Here is a 19049-nt window from a genome sequence, read left to right as displayed (position 1 = left end):
ATACCGCTTTTTTTATGGTGCGTCCATGAGTGACCTTTCCGCCACCCATCAGCCCGCAGGGCCTGTTCTGGCCATTGAATCCTCCTGTGACGAAACCGCCTGCGCCATTCTGGCTCCCGATGGTACCTGCCTTGCCCAGCGCGTTGTCTCGCAGGATGGGCATGCGGATTTTGGGGGTGTAGTGCCAGAAATAGCCGCCCGCGCGCATCTGGCCCTCCTGCCTGCTCTGGTCGAGGCAACATTGGCAGATGCAGGTCTGGCCACGACGGACCTTGCCTTTATTGCCGCCAGCACCGGGCCGGGGCTGATTGGCGGGCTGATCGTGGGCACAAGTTTTGCCAAGGGCCTGGCTCTGGCGCTGGCTATTCCTTTTGTTGCGGTCAACCATGTGGAAGCCCATGCCCTGACCGCCCGTCTGCCCGGTATTGTACCCGATGGTGCGCCTTTCCCCTACCTGTTACTGCTGGTCTCTGGCGGGCACTGCCAGTGCATTGCGGTGGAAGGCGTTGGCCAGTACCGCAAACTCGGCGGCACCATAGACGATGCCGCGGGCGAAGCGTTTGACAAGGTTGCAAAAATGCTCGGCCTTGGCTGGCCCGGTGGCCCGGCACTGGAAAAACTGGCCCAGATGGGCGACCCGGATGCCATAGCCCTGCCCCGCCCGCTCCTGCACCGGCCGGGGTGTGACTTCTCCTTCTCCGGGCTTAAAACCGCGATTGCGCAAAAACTGGCTCCTTACGGGCAGGCCCCTCTGCCCCACCAGTTTGCTGCCGACCTTGCGGCCTCCTTCCAGCAGGCGGTGGCCGATGTTGTGGCAGACCGCATCAACCATGCGCTGGACATGATGCCACAGGCCCGTCTGCTGGTCGCCGCCGGTGGCGTTGCCGCCAACACCACCCTGCGCGCCAGACTGGAGGAGGTAGCCCACAAGCGCGGCCTGCGCTTTGCCGCACCTCCGCTCCGGCTCTGCACGGATAATGCCGTTATGGTCGGTTGGGCAGCCCTTGAAACATGGCGTGAAAGCGCTGAACGCGGCCTGCCCGTACCCAACAACACAACCCTGCGCCCACGCCCGCGCTGGCCACTGGAAGACATGGCCCAGCGTTTTGAACCCGATCAGGCCTCCGCATGAACTATCGCCACATCTACCACGCAGGCAATTTTGCCGACTGCATGAAGCACACTTTGCTGGTCAGCCTGCTCCAGCATTTTCTGCGCAAGGACGCGCCTTTTCTGGTGCTGGACACCCATGCCGGCATCGGCCGGTATGACCTTGAAAGCCCCGAGGCTGAAAAAACCGGCGAATACCAAAGTGGCATCGGCAGACTCTGGGCAGAAGCGCCAGACAGCCCCCTGACCCCGTGGCTGGAACTGGTCCGCAAGGCTGGTGGGCCACGCTTTTACCCCGGCTCCCCCCTGCTGGCATCGCTCATGCTGCGCCCACAGGACCAGTTGATCTGCTGCGAAAAGCATCCGGTGGACAAACGGGCACTCTACCGCCTGTTTGCAGGCCAGCCCAACATAAGCGTGCATGAGCGCGATGCGTATGAGAGCCTGCGCGCACTCCTCCCCCCCAAAACAGCAAAACGCGGGCTTGTGCTGATCGACCCGCCATTTGAAGAACCGGGGGAATTCGATCGCCTGACCGAAGCACTCCAGACCATTCGCACCCGCTTTGCCGCGGGCATGATTGCGGTGTGGTACCCCATCAAGCACAGAACACCGGTGCGCCAGTTCCATACCAGCGTGGAGCAGGCCGGGCACCGCAACGTGCTGGTGGCGGAACTGCTGATGCGCCCACCCCACGACCCTGATGCCCTCAATGGAGCGGGGTTACTGGTCATCAAACCACCTTACGGCTTTGCAGCACAGGCACAGCAGCAGCTTGCACGGCTCAAAGTGGCACTTGGTGCGTTTGACGCGACAGTCAGTGAACTGGTGCCCGAATAAACCCTCACGCCCCTTTTTTGCGTAAAGAGGCGTCAGGCCTCAGCCGAAAGAAGGGGCGTGGGTATTGTGCGTAAAGGAGGCAGCACCATCACGCGGGATGGCGGACGTCCTTGAGCAGGTTATGCCACATGTCTATTGCAAAACCCTGCACACCTGCGGCCAGAATCTGCACCCCAATGCACAGCAGAACCAGTGCAGCCAGCCTGCTGACAATCCGCGTACCGGTTACACCCAGCATGGATACCAGTTTTTCCGAGCTGGAATACGCGGCCCACACGATCAGCACCACACAGATGGCGGCCATAGTCGTACCCGCTGAATACGGCCAGAAGGATTGATCCGACGGACAACCCGACCCCAGGGCAATGGCCACGGCAATTGTGCCCGGCCCAACGGTAAACGGCATGGCCAGCGGAAAAAACGCAGCATCCGCCCAGTTGGGCGACATAACGGTGCGCCCGCCCTGCAGGGCCTGTTTTTCCTTCTGCGCTTCCACACTTTCAGGGCTTTGCAGCAGAGCCCATGCCCGCACGGCCACAACCAGACCACCCGCCACACGCAGGGCATTAACGGTCACGCCAAAAAACGCCAGCACGAGGCTGCCAAACCACAGGGAGACAATAATCAGCACAAAGGAATAAAAAGAGACAAGCCGCGCAAGCGCCATAATTTCGCGCGGAGAGCGACCATCGGAAGCCTGAGCAAAAATAAGAGCCGCGCCAAATGGATTGACAATGGAAAACAGGGCGGGAAAAGCCAGCAGAAAGGAAGAAATCCCTGTCCTGACCATACTCCCGCTTAATAGAATCTCGGGAAGATGCGCCGACATAACCCTATCCGAAACTCCAACACAAACATCTTCCAGCCCATAAGCCGATCAAAGGGGAACGTGGGTTGCGTCCCGGTTAGCTTTATAGGTTTTTACAAAACGCGATACCAGAGCAATATCCTCTGGCGGATAACACAGATGCGTATTGCTACCATCTTCAAGCGGCCACACATTCAGTCCGATATCGTTGTAAATCCGGATAAAACTATCCCCCACCTGCCAGAAGGCAAACCGCAGCCCCTGCTGCAAGGCCAGATCCCGCAACCGCCAGATGGCTGAAATACTGTCATCCTCCCCGCCCGCAGGGTCGCCCAGCCCGACCAGCATGCGCCCTCGCCGGATAAGGGGAATAATCGCATCCCCCGCTTCTCCCTCCACAAAACCTTCGGGCTTCATGTCCGCAATATCAGGCAGGGCGTGTTCGAGCGTTCCGTAATGCTCGGCCATATCCTGCGTCCATGACTGGATGGGAATACGGGCAGGCCACATCAGCCGCGCCAGCACCACCAGAGCAAGCAGCACCGCCAGCGCTACGGTCCAGCGCACCGCCCCATGCGTTGGCGATGCCAGAATAAGCTGCCACCAGCTCCCCGCCCCGGCGTTGCGCGTAGCCAGCGCGATAACGCAGGCGAACAGCAGTAACAGGCACAGAAGATTAGAGCGCGAGAGCGGCTCGCTCAGCAATTCGGCCCGGCGATAGTAGCAGTTCCGGAACGGCGCAATAAACAGCGCGGACAACCCCAGCATAACAGGCACAAAAATTGTGTTCCCACGCAGGAAGGTCATGACCGTTGCCACCAGCAACAGGCCCAGAGCCCCCCGCCATGCCAGCGTTACCCGCTGGGAAAGACCAATGGCCATGCCAATAAGCGCAACCCCCATAAGGGAGAGCAGATAGTTCCCTCCCACATGCACAAGCCCTGCAAACGTGTCCGGCAGCATGGAAAATTTGGGCATCGGCTCCATAAGCACAAGGCAGAGCAGCAGCACACCACAAAGCGAGACAGCGCCCGTTGCCACGGCAACAGAAAAAGCCGCCTCGCTCTCGCGCACAACCTGGCTGGGCCTGCGCCGGACAACCTGCGCATCCTTGCCACGTTTGCGGTTCTTCTTTTTGGCAAGAGCGGCATCCCCTCGCAGGAACAGCTCATGCCCGGCGAACATCATCCCCGCCAGAAAGAGGGGAATAATGTAGTAAAAAAGGCGGAAAATCAGCACCACACCCAGAATCTGGGGGGCAGGCATATACGGGCCGAGCGCCAGCAGCATGGCCCCGTCAAACACCCCCAGCCCGCCGGGCACACTCGCCACCAGCCCCGCCGTGTAGGATGCAATATAGATGGCCAGAAAAGGACCAAAATCCACCCCGCATCCTTTGGGCAGCAGCACAAAGGCTATGCTGGCGGTCGCTGCGACTTCTGCCGTAGCCACCACAGTCTGCATGAAAGCCATACGGGGGGATGGCAACGCAATGACCCATTTACGGAACCGGAATTCACGCAGCCAGAAGGACAGCCCGATATACCCGGCCACCATCAGCCACAGCAGCCCCCCCACAAAGGCCAGCACCACCTGCGGCACGCGGTTGCCAATACCTGGCAGTACCGAAGGCTCCAGAATAAGCACCGCCCCGATAAGGACCGCAGCCCCCAGCAGGTAGGTGGCGGAGCAAAAGGCAATAATCTGGGTAATGGCAAAGGCGTTCACGCCCCAGTTGCGGTACAGCCTGTACCGGACCGCAGCCCCCGAAACCGCCGAAAAACCAAGGTTGTGCGACAGCACATAGGAGCAGAAAGCCGCAAACGCCGCCCGGCGGAAAGGCAACTTCCCATACCCGACCTGAATGGCGGCCAGCCGGTCGTAAAAAGACAGAATAAAGTAGGAAAGCAGCGTACAGCCAACGGCAGCCCATAACTGGAAGGCGGGAATAGCCTCCATGGCCTGCCGGATGTCGGTCATTTTCAGGTGCCGCACCTCATGCTGCACCACAAGAATGGCCGCCACCATCAGCACCAGCCCGACCAGATGGGGGAGATGCCTCAGCCGCTTTTTCCATCCCTTTTCCCCTCCATGGAGGTCAGGTTGCTGGTCGGGGAGCTGGGGCATCTGTGTCATCTATTGCCAGACCCTGCTTAAACCTGCGTATCTCGCAAGAGGGCGGCGTCTATAAGGGCAATGGTTTCCGGCACACCATATAATGCGACAAAACCGCCAAAGCGTGGCCCTTCTTTTTGCCCCAGAAGCACCTCATACAGGCAGCCAAACCAGCTTCTGAGCGGTTCAAACCCGTGGCGCTTGCCAATTTCAAACACCAGATTCTGCAAGATGGATGCGTCTGCCGCCTCCCCTTCAAAACCCCGCAGGGTTTCGGCCAGATCCACAAGTGCCGCGCGTTCCATATCCGTTGGAGCACGGAAGGTTTTGGCGGGGCGGACAAAATCCGCGTAGTAGGCAATAGCGTGCTTGACCAGTTCAGCCAGCATGGGATGCGTCTGCGGTGACACGGCACTGTCGTAACGGCGGATAAAGCCCCACAGCACTTCGGGCGTATCCGCATTGGCAACGCTGGCCAGATTGAGCAGCATGCCAAACGGTACGGGGCTTCCTGCATCCTCAGGCACGCTGCCTTTGTGGATGAACCATGCGGGGTTTGCCCGCAGGTCACTCCCTGCCGGGTTTTCTGCCTGAAGGGCGCGCGCCTTGTCCACGTGGGTCAGGTAGTCATCCGCCGTTTTGGGGATCACATCAAAATACAGCCGTTTGGCCCGCTGCGGCTGGTTGAACATGAACTGACCAAGGCTTTCCGGCGGGGCATAACGCAGCCACTCTTCCACCGACAGGCCATTGCCCTTGGATTTGGAGATTTTTTGCCCCTGCTCATCCAGAAACAGTTCGTAAGTCAGGCCCGCAGGCGGTGTGCCGCCCAGAATTTTGCAGATGCGACCAGACAGGCGCACGCTGTCGATCAAATCCTTGCCCGACATTTCGTAATCAACACCCAGCGCATACCAGCGCATGGCCCAGTCGGCCTTCCACTGCATTTTGGCGTGGCCACCTGTGACCGGCGTTTCAAACACCTCGCCTGTTGCGGGGTCGGTCCAGCGCACAGTGCCTGCCGCGGCATCAATCGCGTCCATTTTAACCTGCATGACCTCCCCCGTACGGGGGTGCAGCGGCAGGACGGGCGAATAGGTTGCCCGGCGGTCCGGCCCCAGTGTGGGCAGGATTACAGCCAGAATCTGGTCGTGGACTTCCAAAACCCGCCGCAGGGCCGCATCAAACCGGCCGGAGGTGTAATACTGGGTGGAGGATGCAAATTCGTATTCAAACCCGAAACTGTCCAGAAACGCGCAGAGTCGGGCGTTATTGTGCGCTGCAAACGACTCGTGCGTGCCAAACGGGTCCGGCACGCGGGAGAGGGGCTGCCCTATGTAGTTCTGCAGCATCTCACGCTGGGGCACATTATCGGGCACCTTGCGCAGGGCGTCCATATCGTCCGAAAAAGCCAGCAGGCGCGACGGGCGGCCCGTAAGCGCCGTATAGGCCTGCCGCACCCAGGACGTGCGCGCGACCTCACCAAAGGTCCCGATATGAGGCAGGCCGGAAGGGCCATACCCGGTTTCCAGCAGAGCCGGGCGCTCATCGGCGCCTGTGCTGCTACGTGTTGCAACATGATCGGCCAGTTTGCGCGCCTCTTCAAAAGGCCACGCGCGCGGAAGATCGGAAGCGGATGCTGTTTGGCTATCTGACATGCGCGGGAAGCTATGAATTGCGTGGCACCCGGTCAATGCAAAAACGCGCAGGACACCCTTCGTGGTGTAATTTTTACGCCCATTGACCCCGCAAACACTCCGCTCCATCCTTGCGGGCAGTCAAGAAGCCCAGAACAAAAGGTCAAACCCGAGTCATGCGCCGCACTTCCGCACTCATTCTTATTGGTAACGAAATCCTTTCTGGCCGCACACGGGACGACAACATCCAGTTTCTGGCGCTTCGGCTGGGAGAACTGGGGATTCCTCTGGTCGAAATCCGCGTGATCCCCGACATCAGGGCGACCATCATCAACACGGTCACGGAATTACGCGCCCGCTTTGACGAAGTGTTTACAACCGGCGGCATTGGCCCGACGCATGATGACATCACATCCCCCTGCGTAGCCGAAGCCTTTGGTGTGCCGTGGGAAATTCATGCCCCCACCTTTGCCGTGCTGCAAGAACGCTTTGGGCCGGAAAACTTCAATACAGCCCGCCAGCGCATGGCCAAACTGCCCAAAGGGGCAACCCCCATTGCCAACCCCGTCTCCATTGCGCCGGGCTTTACCATTGGCAATGTGCATGTGCTCGCTGGCGTCCCCCGCATCATGCGCGCCATGTTTGAAGAACTGGCCCCGACCTTGCAGAAAGGTGCGCCTGTTTTTTCGCGCACATGGCACACCACGCTGCTGGGTGAAGGCGCTCTGGCCGATGGGCTGGAGGCCATACAGGAGCGCTTTACCGATCTGGACATTGGCTCCTACCCGTTCCACCGTGAGGGCGGTCACGGTGTGGCTCTTGTGGCCAAAGGTCAGGACAGGCAGCGCGTGAACGATGCGGCACAGGCCATCCACGACCTGCTCAAAGAAAAAGGCGGCTCACCCGTGGAAGGTGAACCGCCCGCCTGATCTGTCTGGTACCCGTATCCCGCTTGACCGCGCCGGAGTAGCACGGTCAGCAGGATGCGCTTCAGTGCAGGGCTTCACGCCCCATAGCCAGAAACTTCTCGCGGCGCAGTTCCTTCAGCTTTTCCGGCGCCAGCGGCAGCAGGTCTTTCAGCATCGCACCCAGCACACCCCGTACCGCATCCATGGCGGCGGCCGGGTCACGCTGGGCTCCACCCACGGGTTCGGGAATGATCTGGTCGATCAGGCCAAGGCGCTTGAGATCCTGAGCAGTCAGACGCAGCGTTTCCGCCGCCGTGCTGGCCTGCTTGGGGTCACGCCACAGGATGGAGGCACAGGCCTCGGGCGAGATAACGGAGTAAATGGCGTGTTCGAGCATAAGAACCCGATCCCCAGCCCCCAGCGCCACCGCACCACCTGACCCACCTTCGCCAATAACCGTGGCGACCAGAGGAACAGGGGCGTCAAAACAGGTGGCAATGGAGCGGGCAATGGCTTCGGCCTGCCCACGCTGTTCCGCATCAATACCCGGCCATGCCCCTGCGGTATCAATAAAGGTGAGAATCGGCAGCCTGAACTGGCCAGCCATCTTCATCAGCCGCTGGGCCTTGCGGTAGCCTTCGGGCCGGGCCATGCCAAAGTTGTGCTGGAGCCGGGTTTCCAGGTCCGAGCCGCGCTCGGTCCCGATCACCATTACGGGCATGCCATCAAAACGGCCAATACCACCAATAATGGCCTTGTCATCCCCAAACAGCCGGTCGCCTGCCAACGGCGTAAAATCCGTTATCAGCCGACCAATATAGTCCTGCGTATGCGGACGCTGGGCATGACGGGCCACCTGCACTTTCTGCCAAGGTGTGAGCTTGGCGTAGATCGTGCGCAGGTGCTTTTCCGCCTTATCAGAAAGGCGGGCCGTCTCTTCTTCTATATTGACCCCTTCGGGGTCGGTCATCTGCCGCAGCTCGTCGATCTTGTTCTCAAGTTCGGCGACGGGCTTTTCAAATTCCAGGAACTGACGCATGAGCAAAGCCGATAGCACAATGGCGCTTAAAGCCAAGTCACTTCGTGCATCCAAATGTGTTCTGGAGGTGCTTTTTACGCTCTCAATCGTCCAAAGCCGTGTTTTGGGAGGCTGAAAGCGGGTGATGTTCGGCCACAACCTGACGCAACCGCTCGGTCTGTACATGGGTATAAATCTGGGTTGTGGCGATATCCGCATGCCCCAGCAGCATTTGCAGCGCGCGCAGATCCGCCCCATGCGCAAGCAGGTGCGTCGCAAAGGAATGGCGCAGCACATGGGGAGAAAGACGCGCAGGCTCAAGCCCGGCTTTTAACCCCACATCATGCAGAATCCGGTCAAAAGCCTGCCGGGTCATGGCCCTTGCGGGGTCCCGGCCAGGAAAAAGATAGGGGCTGTTCAGCCCTGCATCGGCCTGCACCAGCGCACTGGCTGCCTGCCGAGCACTCCCCGAAAGAGGGACAAGCCGTTCCCGCCCGCCTTTACCGCGCACGCTGAGCATGCGCTGGTCCCCCGCCAGAGCCTGCCGGGGCAGCTCCAGCAGTTCAGAAATCCGCAACCCCGATGCATACAGCAGCTCCAGCGCCGCCCGCGCCACCAAAGCCCGACGCTTTTTGGCGGTGGAGGCTCCTTCTGGCTCCACGCAGGCATCAAGCAGGGCCAGCACTTCCGATTCGGACAGAAAACGCGGCAGAGCCTGCTCCGCACCGGGGGAGTCAAGGTGCTCGGCCGGATTGTCCGCCCGCAGGCCCTCACGCAGCAAAAACAGATAGAACTGTTTTATGCACGACAGGCGGCGCGCCACGGTACGCCGCGACTGCGCCTGTGCGGACAGGTCCGCCAGCCAGCCACGTAGGCCATCGGCACTTGCCGTGCGCAGGGTCTGCCCCACGGCCAGCAAACTCTGCGCACAGGATGCAAGGTCAGCCTGATATGCCAGCAGGGTATTGGGGGCGGCCGCACGCTCGGCGGCCTGCATTTCCAGAAAAAGCTCTACACAGCCTTCCGCGTTGCTCACGGGTGAGCAGGAGCCTGCACTGTGGGAGAAATGCTGACCTGGGCAGGGGCTGCTGGCACAACAGGCGTTACAACAGGCACAGCAGGAGCCGGAGGCACGGCAACGGAGGGGGTTGTTACCACCGCTTCGGCCGCAAAAGGCAGGTCATGGTGGACGGGCTGCGGCACGGGCGGCCGACCGGCAACCCCAAGGGCCGCAAAGCCCCCCAGCGCACCAAGGACAACAACGGCAAAAACGATCAGAACCATACGGCTCATTCGGGCAGGCTCCCCTTACAACAGATATAGGTGTGTTCTTTCTGCTCTATGTTAAGCTAGGCTTTATGTCATCACGTATCTCTCCCCCCTCCCCAACCACAGACCCGCCGCCTATCCCGCTTGATCTGGAGCGGATTGTCCGCAACCCCAGCAGCACGGGCATGACTTCGGGGCGCAGCATTGTGCTGGTCGGCCTTATGGGTGCTGGCAAAACAACGGTGGGCCGCCACCTTGCCGCCAGACTCGGCCTGCCTTTTGTTGACGCCGATGTTGAGATCGAGCGCGCCGCTGGCTGCTCCATTGCCGATGTGTTCCAGCTTTATGGCGAAAGCGCGTTCCGCGATGGCGAGCGCCGGGTGATTCGCCGCCTGCTTGAAGGCCCCCCCATGGTGCTGGCAACCGGGGGCGGCGCGTTCATGGATTCCCAGACCCGCGCTCTGGTGCGCAGACAGGCGGTTTCGGTCTGGCTGCGCTGCCCGCTGCCCGTGCTGCTCCGCCGCGTAGCGGGGCGCACACACAGGCCACTGCTCAACACCGCATCCCCCAGAGATGTGCTGGACCGGCTGATGACCATCCGCCATCCGGTCTATGCCGAGGCCGAGATTATTGTCGATTGTGGAGACAACAACGTGGAACACACCACAACCCGCGTTATGGAAGCGCTTGCCCTGTCCCGCCGCCCGTTGCGGCTGCCTGTGTCGCTGGCCAGAACGTCCTATGATGTGGTGATCGGCACGGACCTGATCAGCCGGGCAGGCGGGCTGCTGGCTCCGGTGCTTCCACAGAAAAACGCCATCATCATTACCGACAGCACCGTGGCACCGCTTTACCTGCAGAAGCTGGAGGATTCGCTGCGTGAAACAGGCGTACGCACCCGCAGCCTGCGCGTAACGCCGGGCGAGCAGAGCAAATGCCTGACCATTTACCAGCACCTGACAGACGCGATTCTGGAACAGGGCGTGGAACGGCGCACGACAATCATCGCCCTTGGTGGAGGAGTCGTGGGGGATCTGGCCGGATTTGTGGCGGCTACCACCCTGCGCGGACTGCCTTTTGTGCAAATCCCGACCACCCTGCTTTCGCAGGTCGATTCTTCTGTGGGTGGCAAAACAGGCATTAATACACGCTGGGGCAAAAACCTGCTGGGCGCGTTCCATCAGCCTTTGTGCGTGCTGGCTGATGTGACCACGCTCAGCACCCTCCCCCGGCGCGAGCTGGTTGCGGGGTATGCCGAAATCGTCAAATCCGGCCTGATCGGTGACCAGGCTCTGTTTAACTGGTGCGAAAAACACGGTGCAGCCGTGCTGGACCAGGAGCCTGAAGCATTGGCCGAGGCCGTGCGGCAGGCCTGTGCCTTCAAGGCCCGCGTTGTGGCCGCAGATGAGCGTGAGGAACAGAAAAGCAACGGGCGCGCGCTGCTGAACCTAGGCCATACCTTTGGCCACGCGTTGGAAGCCGAGCTTGGCTACGATGGCCGCCTGCTGCATGGCGAGGCAGTCTCCATCGGGCTGAATCTGGCCTTTGCGCTTTCAGTCAGGCTCGGACTTTGCCCGGAGCAGGATCAACTCCGCGTGACACACCATCTGGAAAGCCTGAATATGCCTACGCATATCCGGGACCTGCCCCACACCTTTGCCGTGGAGGACCTGATGGCCCACATGCAACGGGACAAGAAAATGCAGGACGGGTGCCTGTCGTTTGTTCTTGCTCACGGAATCGGTCGCGCCTTTACAACACAGGACGTTCCTGCTGATGCAGTCAGGGAAGTTCTGGTCTGTGATGGCGCGCAGGGGTGACAGATATACGGTCTCACACTTTCATTTTGAGGTGTTGTATTTTTGCAATAAGCCTCAATTCCGCCTTATTCTGGCGCGAGAGCATGGCTTAAATCTGCAATGGCAGAGCTATTGGACACAGTATAACGAAACAACTCCAGTGCAGCATGCAGCCAGTTCATGCTCATGCTGCAAAATGATCTGTTGCAACGAAAGCACTGCTGTGTCTTTTAGTCGACAAGAGTATGAAGGGTCGCCTCTCCCGAATGGGTGGTGACTGCTTTATACGAATTTTTGGTGCATCGGGTGGTCAGTTACGCCAGTAATTGGTAGAACAGGTTCACCTAGATGAAATATTGAGGGCAAAAAATGCGTCTCCGCACGGCGTTACTCGCAACAACCCTGATGGCAGCGGCTCCGGCGGCCGCATCCGCCACCACCATCACCGGCCCGTATGTCGACCTTGGCGGCGGCTACGACCTGACCCAGACCCAGCATTTCAAAACCAACAATGGCGGTGGCGATATCGACCGTAACAAAGTTGGTCACAAAAGCGGCTGGACCGGTTACGGCTCCTTCGGCTGGGGCTTTGGCAACGGTCTGCGCGCTGAAGTGGAAGGCACCTATCTGCGCTCCAACCTGAGCGGCAGCACCGGTAACGGTGACCACAACCGTGGCAAGGATTCTTCCTACGGCGGCTTCATCAACGCTCTGTATGACTTCGACCTGACCAAGTTCGGCATCAACAATGTTCCGGTGACCCCGTTCATCGGTGCCGGTGCTGGCTACCTGTGGACGCAAGAACATCACAGCTTCACCAGCACCCCTGGCCTCGGCTACCGTGGTACAAAGGGTGGCTTTGCTTATCAGGCCATCGTTGGTGCAGCATTTGATACCGGCATTCCGGGCTTTCAGGTCACAGCTCAGTACCGCATGATCGGCCAGCCCGGCAGCTTCCGCAACGGTCAGTTCACGGACACGAGCGAAGGCACCAACCAGACCAGCGTTGACCATCGCTTCAACCACCTGTTCATGGTTGGCTTGCGTTATGCGTTCGACACGGCTCCGCCGCCCCCGCCGCCGGCTGCTCCGATCGTTGCTGCTCCGGCTCCGCTGCCAGCACGTTCCTACCTCGTGTTCTTCGACTGGGATAAGTCTGTCCTGAGCGCACGGGCCCGTCAGATCGTGGCTGAAGCTGCTCAGGCTTCCACCCACGTGCAGACCACCCGCATCGAAGTTAACGGTTACACCGATAACTCCGCAGCTCACCCCGGCCCGCGCGGCGAAAAGTACAACCTGGGCCTGTCCCTGCGTCGTGCTGAAAGCGTGAAGGCTGAACTGGTTCATGACGGCGTTCCGGCTGCTGCCATCGACATCCACGGTTATGGTGAAGCCCATCCGCTGGTGCCGACCGGCCCGAACACCCGCGAACCGCAGAACCGTCGCGTGGAAATCATCCTCCACTAATCGGTCTGCTCCGGGTTACCTCGGAACAAAAAGGGAGGCACCTTCGGGTGCCTCTTTTTTTATGCCCGCCTGCCCAGAAGCCAAGCCTGCATATTTAATCATTTTTTTATGGAACCTTATTCTCAACAGCTTTTTGCATTACTGCTGATCACCAAGAACAGCGTAGTGATATGATTGTATATTTAAATTTATAGTCTTGAAAAAGCAGATCAGGCGTTTCATACTTCAGCCAGTCACATTAAAAAAACCATGCATCTTCAGTGACTTGCAGCAAAAGACTGTATAAAATGGTTCGTTATGTCAGGTATTCTCAAACATAGAATTACAAAAACAGGTACCAGCCCTTCGGGCAGCGATACGCTGCCATGCACGCCACCATCTGTTGCATATCTATCACACACCTTCCGCTCATGGCTCTCAATAGGCCCGTATCACGGTGCGCACGACATGCAGGAAAAGGGCTATCCGCAAGGCAGGCCGTTACTGCTCCTTGAGAGATTCCAGAACAGAGTAAGACGAGGCTTCCATGCCTACTGTTTTTTATATCTTGCCCTGATCATTTTTTTCTGACTTTTGCTGGATATGCGTTCAGTCCTTCCGTTCAGGCCGTCCCCACGCCTTTTACGTTTTTTTAAATTTTGTGTTGTCGGCAGTCTTGGTTTCGTGTGGGATACAGGCTCTGTTTATGCTCTGCGCCCTCTTATCGGGTTAACCGCGGCAACGCTGGCTGCTTATTTTATTGCCGCAACGTTCAACTGGATTCTGAACAGTTTATGGACGTTCCGTGGCGCTACTCACCATAGCCATCCAATCCTGCAATGGCTGCGATTCCTCTCCGCCAACAGTCTGGGGTTTTTTCTTAACCGCGGAACAGTCTATACGCTGTTTTACCTCTTTCCCCTTTGTGCCCATTACCCGGTTCTTGCACTGATCTGCGGCTGTTTTGCGGGATTGTTCGCCAACTTCAACCTGACGCAAAAACTGGTTTTTCGTGAAAAACCACCCACCTCGGCACTTGAGCTTGCAGAAATGACAGTGCAACTCACCTCCAACGACCCCACACACAACGCAGAGCCATAATCCTGCCCTCTTTCAGAGAAGCACAGGGTGCGCTACATTTACCCACAGGTTTAAGAGATTACTGCGCGTATCACCCGGCCGTAAGCATTATCCATCGCTCTGCGGGAAGGTCTTATGCGCTCAACCAGTTTCAGGACTTTGCTGCCTCACGCCATGCTGACAACAAATGAAATCCGCACCGCTTTTCTGGACTATTTTGCCAGCAAGGGCCACCAGATCGTCCCCTCCTCGTCCCTCGTGCCGAGCAACGACCCAACCCTGCTGTTTACCAACGCGGGGATGGTCCAGTTCAAAAACGTGTTTACGGGGCAGGAAACACGCCCCTATTCCCGCGCGACAACCGCACAGAAGGTCGTACGCGCAGGCGGTAAGCACAACGATCTGGATAACGTTGGCTACACGGCCCGGCACCATACGTTCTTTGAAATGATGGGGAATTTCTCCTTCGGGGATTATTTCAAACCGCAGGCCATAGAACTGGCATGGAACCTTATTACCAAGGGTTTTGGCATCTCCCCGGACAAGCTGCTGGTAACCGTCTTTGCCGAGGATGAGGAAGCCGCCGGTCTGTGGCGCTCCATTGCCGGGCTGGATGACAGCCGCATTATCCGTATTCCCACTTCCGACAACTTCTGGCGGATGGGTGATACCGGCCCCTGCGGCCCCTGCTCCGAGATTTTTTATGATCACGGCCCCGATGTTCCCGGTGGCCCCCCCGGCTCCCCCGATGAAGATGGCGATCGGTTTGTCGAAATCTGGAACCTCGTGTTCATGCAGTATTTCGAAGACCCGCCGGGCACACGGTCCCCCCTGCCCCGCCCGTCCATTGATACGGGTCTGGGGCTGGAACGCTTTGCCGCCATCATGCAGGGCAAGCGTGACAACTACGATACGGACACGTTTGTATCGCTCATCAACGCGTCATCGGAACTGACACATCAGGCCGTGGACGGCCCCTTCAAGGCCAGCCACCGCGTTGTGGCCGACCACCTGCGTTCCACCGCGTTTCTTATTGCCGATGGTGTTCTGCCCTCCAAGGATGGCCGCGGTTATGTGCTGCGCCGGATCATGCGCCGCGCCATGCGCCATCTGCACATGATGGGCACCACGGACCCGATTTTTTACAAGCTGCTGCCAGCCCTGATCCAGCAGATGGGTTCGGCCTACCCCGAGCTGGTGCATGGGGAAGCCCTGATCCGTGAAACCATGCGCGGAGAGGAAGAACGCTTTAAAGCCATGCTCGACCGTGGCCTGCACCTGCTGGACGACGAAAAGAGCAAGCTGGCCTCCGGCGCACCGCTTCCCGGTGATGTGGCCTTCCGCCTGTATGACACATTTGGTTTTCCGCTGGATCTGACGCAGGACGCCCTGCGCGGGAGCGGCCATGATGTGGATGTAAAAGGCTTTGATGACGCCATGACCATCCAGCGCCAGCGTGCTCGCGCGGCCTGGACCGGTTCTGGTGATACGGCGGTCGAAACCATCTGGTTTGAAGCCCGCGACAGGTTTGGCGCCTCCGAGTTCCTTGGCTACTCCACCGAGCAGGCCGATGGCGAGGTTCTGGCGCTTGTTGCAGGCAACGCGTTCCTGCCGGAAGCCACGATCGGGCAGGAGGTTGCCGTGCTGCTCAACCAGACCCCATTTTATGGTGAAAGTGGTGGTCAGGCGGGCGATACAGGCTTTTTGACCGCCAAAGGGCTGAAAATCGCCATCCGCGATACACAGAAAAAAGCAGGCGACCTGATTGTGCATTACGGCACAGTGACCGAAGGAACGCTCAGGCCCGGCATGGCTGTAACCGCCGCCGTGGACCATGACCGCCGTTCGGCCATACGCGCCCACCACTCGGCCACCCACCTGCTGCACGAAGCCCTGCGCCGCCGCCTTGGTGCGCATGTAGCGCAAAAAGGCAGCCTGAACACACCGGACCGCCTGCGCTTTGACGTCAGCCAGCCCCGCCCGATTACGGCGGAAGAACTGGCGGACATCGAAGCCGAAGTAAACCACCGTATTCGCCAGAATGCGGCCGTGACCACCCGTTCCATGACCCCCGAAGAAGCCATTGCCGAAGGGGCAACCGCCCTGTTTGGCGAAAAATACGGCGATGAGGTTCGCGTTGTGACCATGGGCCCCTCTGAAGAGGGCAAGGGTGCATGGTCCATGGAACTGTGTGGCGGCACGCATGTCAGCCGTACGGGGGACATCGGGCAGTTCCGTATTGTGGCCGAAAACGGTGTTTCCGCTGGTGTGCGGCGTATCGAAGCCGTAGCAGGCAAGGCTGCCGAATCCCTGACGGCCGCCAATGAGCAGAGGCTGCTCCAGCTTGCCAGCATGATGAAGGTGAGCGTGGCCGATGCCCCCGAACGGCTGGCTACCCTACTGGAAGAACGCAAGGCCATGGAGCGCCAGATTGCCAATCTGCAACGCCAGATGGCGACAGGCAGCGTTGCCGCTGCTGGCGTGGAAAAAGTGGGGGCTGCCCGTCTGGCCACACGCAATGTGGGGGAAACCCCCGCACGTGAGCTGAAAGGGCTGGCAGAAACCATTCTCAAGCAGGGCGAAGCCGATGTGGTGGTCCTGATTTCCTGCGCTGAAGGCAAAGGCAGTGTTGTGGCGGCCGTGGCTCCGGCCCTGACCGAAAAGGTAAGCGCCGTTACTCTGGTTCAGGCAGCCAGCGTGGCCATGGGTGGCAAAGGTGGCGGTGGCCGCCCGGACATGGCTCAGGCCGGTGGCCCGGATGGCGCAGCAGCGGATGCGGCCTTTGCCGCCGTACGCGATGTGCTGAAAGAAACCGTCTGACACAGACGCCCTGAACACGAAGCAGCGGAGCAGACCATACTCCCCTGTCCCGCTGCTTCCCTTTGGTGCACCTTTGGCGTAAGGATTGCGTTATGTCTTTACTTGCATCCCTTAAACTTGTTGTCGCACGCCCCCACCCTGAAGCCCGCCCGTTTTTGCTGGCTTCAGGTGCGGTGTCCGCGGTGTCCTACCTGCTTGGCCGCAAACTGCGCTGCCCCAAGCTGCGCCTGCTTGGCCATGCCAGCACCGGCTTTTTTGGCTTCTGCCTCTACTTTTTCCGGGACCCGGAGCGTGTTACACCTGCCCGTAACGATGTGGCGGTGGCCCCTGCGGATGGGCATATCGTGTCCATTGAAAAAATTGCGCCCCCCAGGGAACTGGGTATGGGCGAAACCCCGGTATGGCGGATTGCCACCTTCCTGTCCGTTCTGGATGTGCACGTAAACCGTATGCCCGCAGCAGGGACGGTCACCCGTATTGCCTATCATCCGGGCCTGTTCCTGAACGCAAGTCTGGACAAGGCATCCGAGCAGAATGAACGCAATGCACTCAGCCTGACCCTGCCAGATGGCCGCATGCTGGCCGTGGTGCAGATTGCAGGGCTTGTTGCGCGCCGGATTGTCTGCTCCGTCAACGAAGGTACAAAAGTGGAAGCGGGCGAACGCTTCGGCCTGATCCGCTTTGGCTCACGCACCGACCTGTATCTGCCGCCCGGTGTTGAACCGCTGGTAGCTGTTGGTCAGACCATGGTTGGCGGTGAGACCGTCATGGCGCGTCTCTGACAAGCCCGTGACACTCCCCACACCAACGCCTCCTTCAATCGTCCTGACCGAGCAGAAGGATGCGCCGCGCCCACGCCACCGCAAGCGGCGTGTGCGCAACAAGAGCCGCGGTCCTTCCTTTAACCGCCTGATTCCCAATATTCTGACAATGCTGGGGCTTTGCGCGGGCCTGATGGGCATGCGCTTTGCCATTGAAGGACGCTTTCAGGCGGCTGCGGCAGCACTGCTCATTTCCGCCTTTATTGATGGGCTGGACGGACGCATTGCCCGCATGCTGCGCGGGGCCACACGCTTTGGCGCGGAGTTTGACAGCCTTTCCGACTTTCTGTGCTTTGGGGTCGCACCTTCGTTCCTGCTGTATTTCTGGGCGATCAAGGACAGTAACCGCTACGCTTTTCTGCCCTGCCTGCTCTTTACGGTCTGCATGGCGCTCAGGCTGGCGCGCTTTAACGCCAATCTGGATGAGGAAGAGCTGAAACCCAAATATGCCAGCAACTTTTTTACCGGCGTACCCGCTCCTGCCGGGGCCGGGCTTGCACTTTTTCCGCTCTTTTTGGGGCTGGAGGCACAAAAGCTGGGCATAGACTGGCTTTACAACCTGACCCGCCTGCCGTGGCTGCCGGACTTTACCCTGACCAGCACAGCCCTGCTGCTGGTATCCACCCTTCCGGTCTGGTCTTTTAAAAACTTCAAGGTTCCTGCCCAGTTTGTGCTGCCCCTTATGCTGGGGACCGGCATTTACGCAGTGGTGCTGGTAGCAGACCCGTGGGCCGCACTGGCTGCGGCGGGCGTGATTTATATGATTCTGCTCCCTTTAAGCCGCCGCAGTTTTCTCAAACTGAAAAAAGCGACTGAAGACCTGCATAAAGACGATACCGAAACGCCCTCATCCCCCTGAGGGCGTTTCCTTTTTCCCGCCCTGCGCGGCACTCCCAAGCAGGGAGCACAGCCCGTTCAGGATTTCCTGCGGGCTGGGCGGGCAACCCGTAATGGCCAGATCAACCGATACGCGCCGCTCCAGCCCCCCCATAACGGCATAATTTTCACTAAATACGCCGCCATCCAGTGCGCAGTTGCCAATACTGATAATGCCTTTGGGGTTTGGCATGGCCTCCCATGCCTCCTGCAACACAGGAGCCATGGTGCGGGTCAAGGCCCCGGTGACCAGCAGCACATCCGCCGAGCGGGGGGAGTTTACAAACCCGAACCCCGCCCCCTGCATGTCATATGGCAGGCAGGTCATGGCCCGTAACTCCATGCCACAGCCACCACAGCCCCCCGTATCCACATGAAAAAGCAGCAAAGGCCAGCGCGGACCCAGTGGTTTGCGCTTTTGCCGCTCTTTCCAGAACACCGTATTCATGACCGCACGGATCAGCCCCATGACCGCCCCGCCTTGTACCCGTTCATGCCTGCT

16 protein-coding genes are annotated in these 19049 nt (G+C 59.4%); 9 read left to right on the top strand and 7 right to left on the bottom strand.

What is annotated here, in order from left to right:
- Nucleotides 1–25 precede the first annotated feature (25 nt).
- Entirely contained in the window at nt 26–1132 is a 1107-nt protein-coding gene (gene tsaD, locus AB2L51_RS04215) for a tRNA (adenosine(37)-N6)-threonylcarbamoyltransferase complex transferase subunit TsaD (protein WP_395581171.1), read from the top strand.
- On the top strand, nt 1129–1950 hold the full coding sequence (locus tag AB2L51_RS04210) for a 23S rRNA (adenine(2030)-N(6))-methyltransferase RlmJ (protein WP_395581170.1): 822 nt from the start codon (nt 1129–1131) through the stop codon (nt 1948–1950). Before tsaD ends, AB2L51_RS04210 begins: the two co-directional genes overlap by 4 nt.
- Before the next feature lie 88 nt (nt 1951–2038).
- Here the strand turns inward: AB2L51_RS04210 and AB2L51_RS04205 are convergent, their stop codons facing one another.
- The 3 genes from AB2L51_RS04205 to AB2L51_RS04195 are packed head-to-tail and all read right to left on the bottom strand — an operon-like array spanning nt 2039 to nt 6531.
- Nucleotides 2039–2779, bottom strand: a complete 741-nt coding sequence (locus AB2L51_RS04205) for a MarC family protein (RefSeq protein WP_395581169.1) — start codon at nt 2777–2779, stop codon at nt 2039–2041.
- A 48-nt stretch (nt 2780–2827) separates the two neighbouring features.
- Nucleotides 2828–4894 (bottom strand): lysylphosphatidylglycerol synthase domain-containing protein, encoded by a 2067-nt coding sequence (locus AB2L51_RS04200; protein WP_395581168.1) that lies wholly within the window; start codon nt 4892–4894, stop codon nt 2828–2830.
- 17 nt (nt 4895–4911) lie between these two features.
- Complete coding sequence (locus AB2L51_RS04195; protein WP_395581167.1) at nt 4912–6531, bottom strand: lysine--tRNA ligase; 1620 nt, start codon at nt 6529–6531, stop codon at nt 4912–4914.
- A 155-nt stretch (nt 6532–6686) separates the two neighbouring features.
- Between AB2L51_RS04195 and AB2L51_RS04190 the strand changes: the two genes are divergently transcribed.
- Nucleotides 6687–7439, top strand: coding sequence for a competence/damage-inducible protein A (locus AB2L51_RS04190; protein ID WP_395581166.1), 753 nt, complete (start codon nt 6687–6689; stop codon nt 7437–7439).
- 61 nt (nt 7440–7500) lie between these two features.
- Here AB2L51_RS04190 and AB2L51_RS04185 read toward each other — a convergent pair whose 3' ends face one another.
- The 3 genes from AB2L51_RS04185 to AB2L51_RS04175 form a co-directional block, all read right to left on the bottom strand.
- Nucleotides 7501–8457, bottom strand: a complete 957-nt coding sequence (locus tag AB2L51_RS04185; RefSeq protein ID WP_395581165.1) for an acetyl-CoA carboxylase carboxyltransferase subunit alpha — start codon at nt 8455–8457, stop codon at nt 7501–7503.
- 82 nt (nt 8458–8539) lie between these two features.
- On the bottom strand, nt 8540–9472 hold the full coding sequence (locus AB2L51_RS04180) for a tyrosine recombinase (protein ID WP_395581164.1): 933 nt from the start codon (nt 9470–9472) through the stop codon (nt 8540–8542).
- Nucleotides 9469–9729: a hypothetical protein gene (locus AB2L51_RS04175; RefSeq protein WP_395581163.1), complete on the bottom strand. Its 261-nt coding sequence runs from the start codon at nt 9727–9729 to the stop codon at nt 9469–9471. The genes AB2L51_RS04180 and AB2L51_RS04175 overlap by 4 nt, the downstream gene beginning before the upstream one ends.
- Nucleotides 9730–9794: 65 nt before the next feature.
- On the opposite strand from AB2L51_RS04175, the gene aroB reads away from it, so the two are divergent.
- From aroB to AB2L51_RS04145, 6 genes are all read left to right on the top strand, one after another.
- Entirely contained in the window at nt 9795–11525 is a 1731-nt protein-coding gene (gene aroB / locus AB2L51_RS04170) for a 3-dehydroquinate synthase (protein WP_395581162.1), read from the top strand.
- 348 nt (nt 11526–11873) lie between these two features.
- On the top strand, nt 11874–12971 hold the full coding sequence (locus AB2L51_RS04165; RefSeq protein WP_395581161.1) for an OmpA family protein: 1098 nt from the start codon (nt 11874–11876) through the stop codon (nt 12969–12971).
- Between the two features lie 663 nt (nt 12972–13634).
- Entirely contained in the window at nt 13635–14051 is a 417-nt protein-coding gene (locus AB2L51_RS04160) for a GtrA family protein (RefSeq protein WP_395581160.1), read from the top strand.
- A 153-nt stretch (nt 14052–14204) separates the two neighbouring features.
- Nucleotides 14205–16850, top strand: a complete 2646-nt coding sequence (gene alaS / locus AB2L51_RS04155; RefSeq protein ID WP_395581245.1) for an alanine--tRNA ligase — start codon at nt 14205–14207, stop codon at nt 16848–16850.
- 92 nt (nt 16851–16942) lie between these two features.
- On the top strand, nt 16943–17632 hold the full coding sequence (locus AB2L51_RS04150; protein ID WP_395581159.1) for a phosphatidylserine decarboxylase: 690 nt from the start codon (nt 16943–16945) through the stop codon (nt 17630–17632).
- A 7-nt stretch (nt 17633–17639) separates the two neighbouring features.
- Nucleotides 17640–18530: a CDP-alcohol phosphatidyltransferase family protein gene (locus AB2L51_RS04145; protein WP_395581158.1), complete on the top strand. Its 891-nt coding sequence runs from the start codon at nt 17640–17642 to the stop codon at nt 18528–18530.
- Here the strand turns inward: AB2L51_RS04145 and AB2L51_RS04140 are convergent.
- Nucleotides 18519–19016, bottom strand: a complete 498-nt coding sequence (locus tag AB2L51_RS04140) for an NADH-quinone oxidoreductase subunit B family protein (RefSeq protein ID WP_395581157.1) — start codon at nt 19014–19016, stop codon at nt 18519–18521. The two genes, AB2L51_RS04145 and AB2L51_RS04140, sit on opposite strands and share 12 nt — an antisense overlap.
- Nucleotides 19017–19049 lie beyond the last annotated feature (33 nt).

It is taken from the genome of Acetobacter fabarum, from assembly GCF_040702925.2.
In the GTDB taxonomy this organism is placed as follows: domain Bacteria; phylum Pseudomonadota; class Alphaproteobacteria; order Acetobacterales; family Acetobacteraceae; genus Acetobacter; species Acetobacter fabarum_B.
This window is presented reverse-complemented; position numbering and strand designations above follow the sequence as displayed.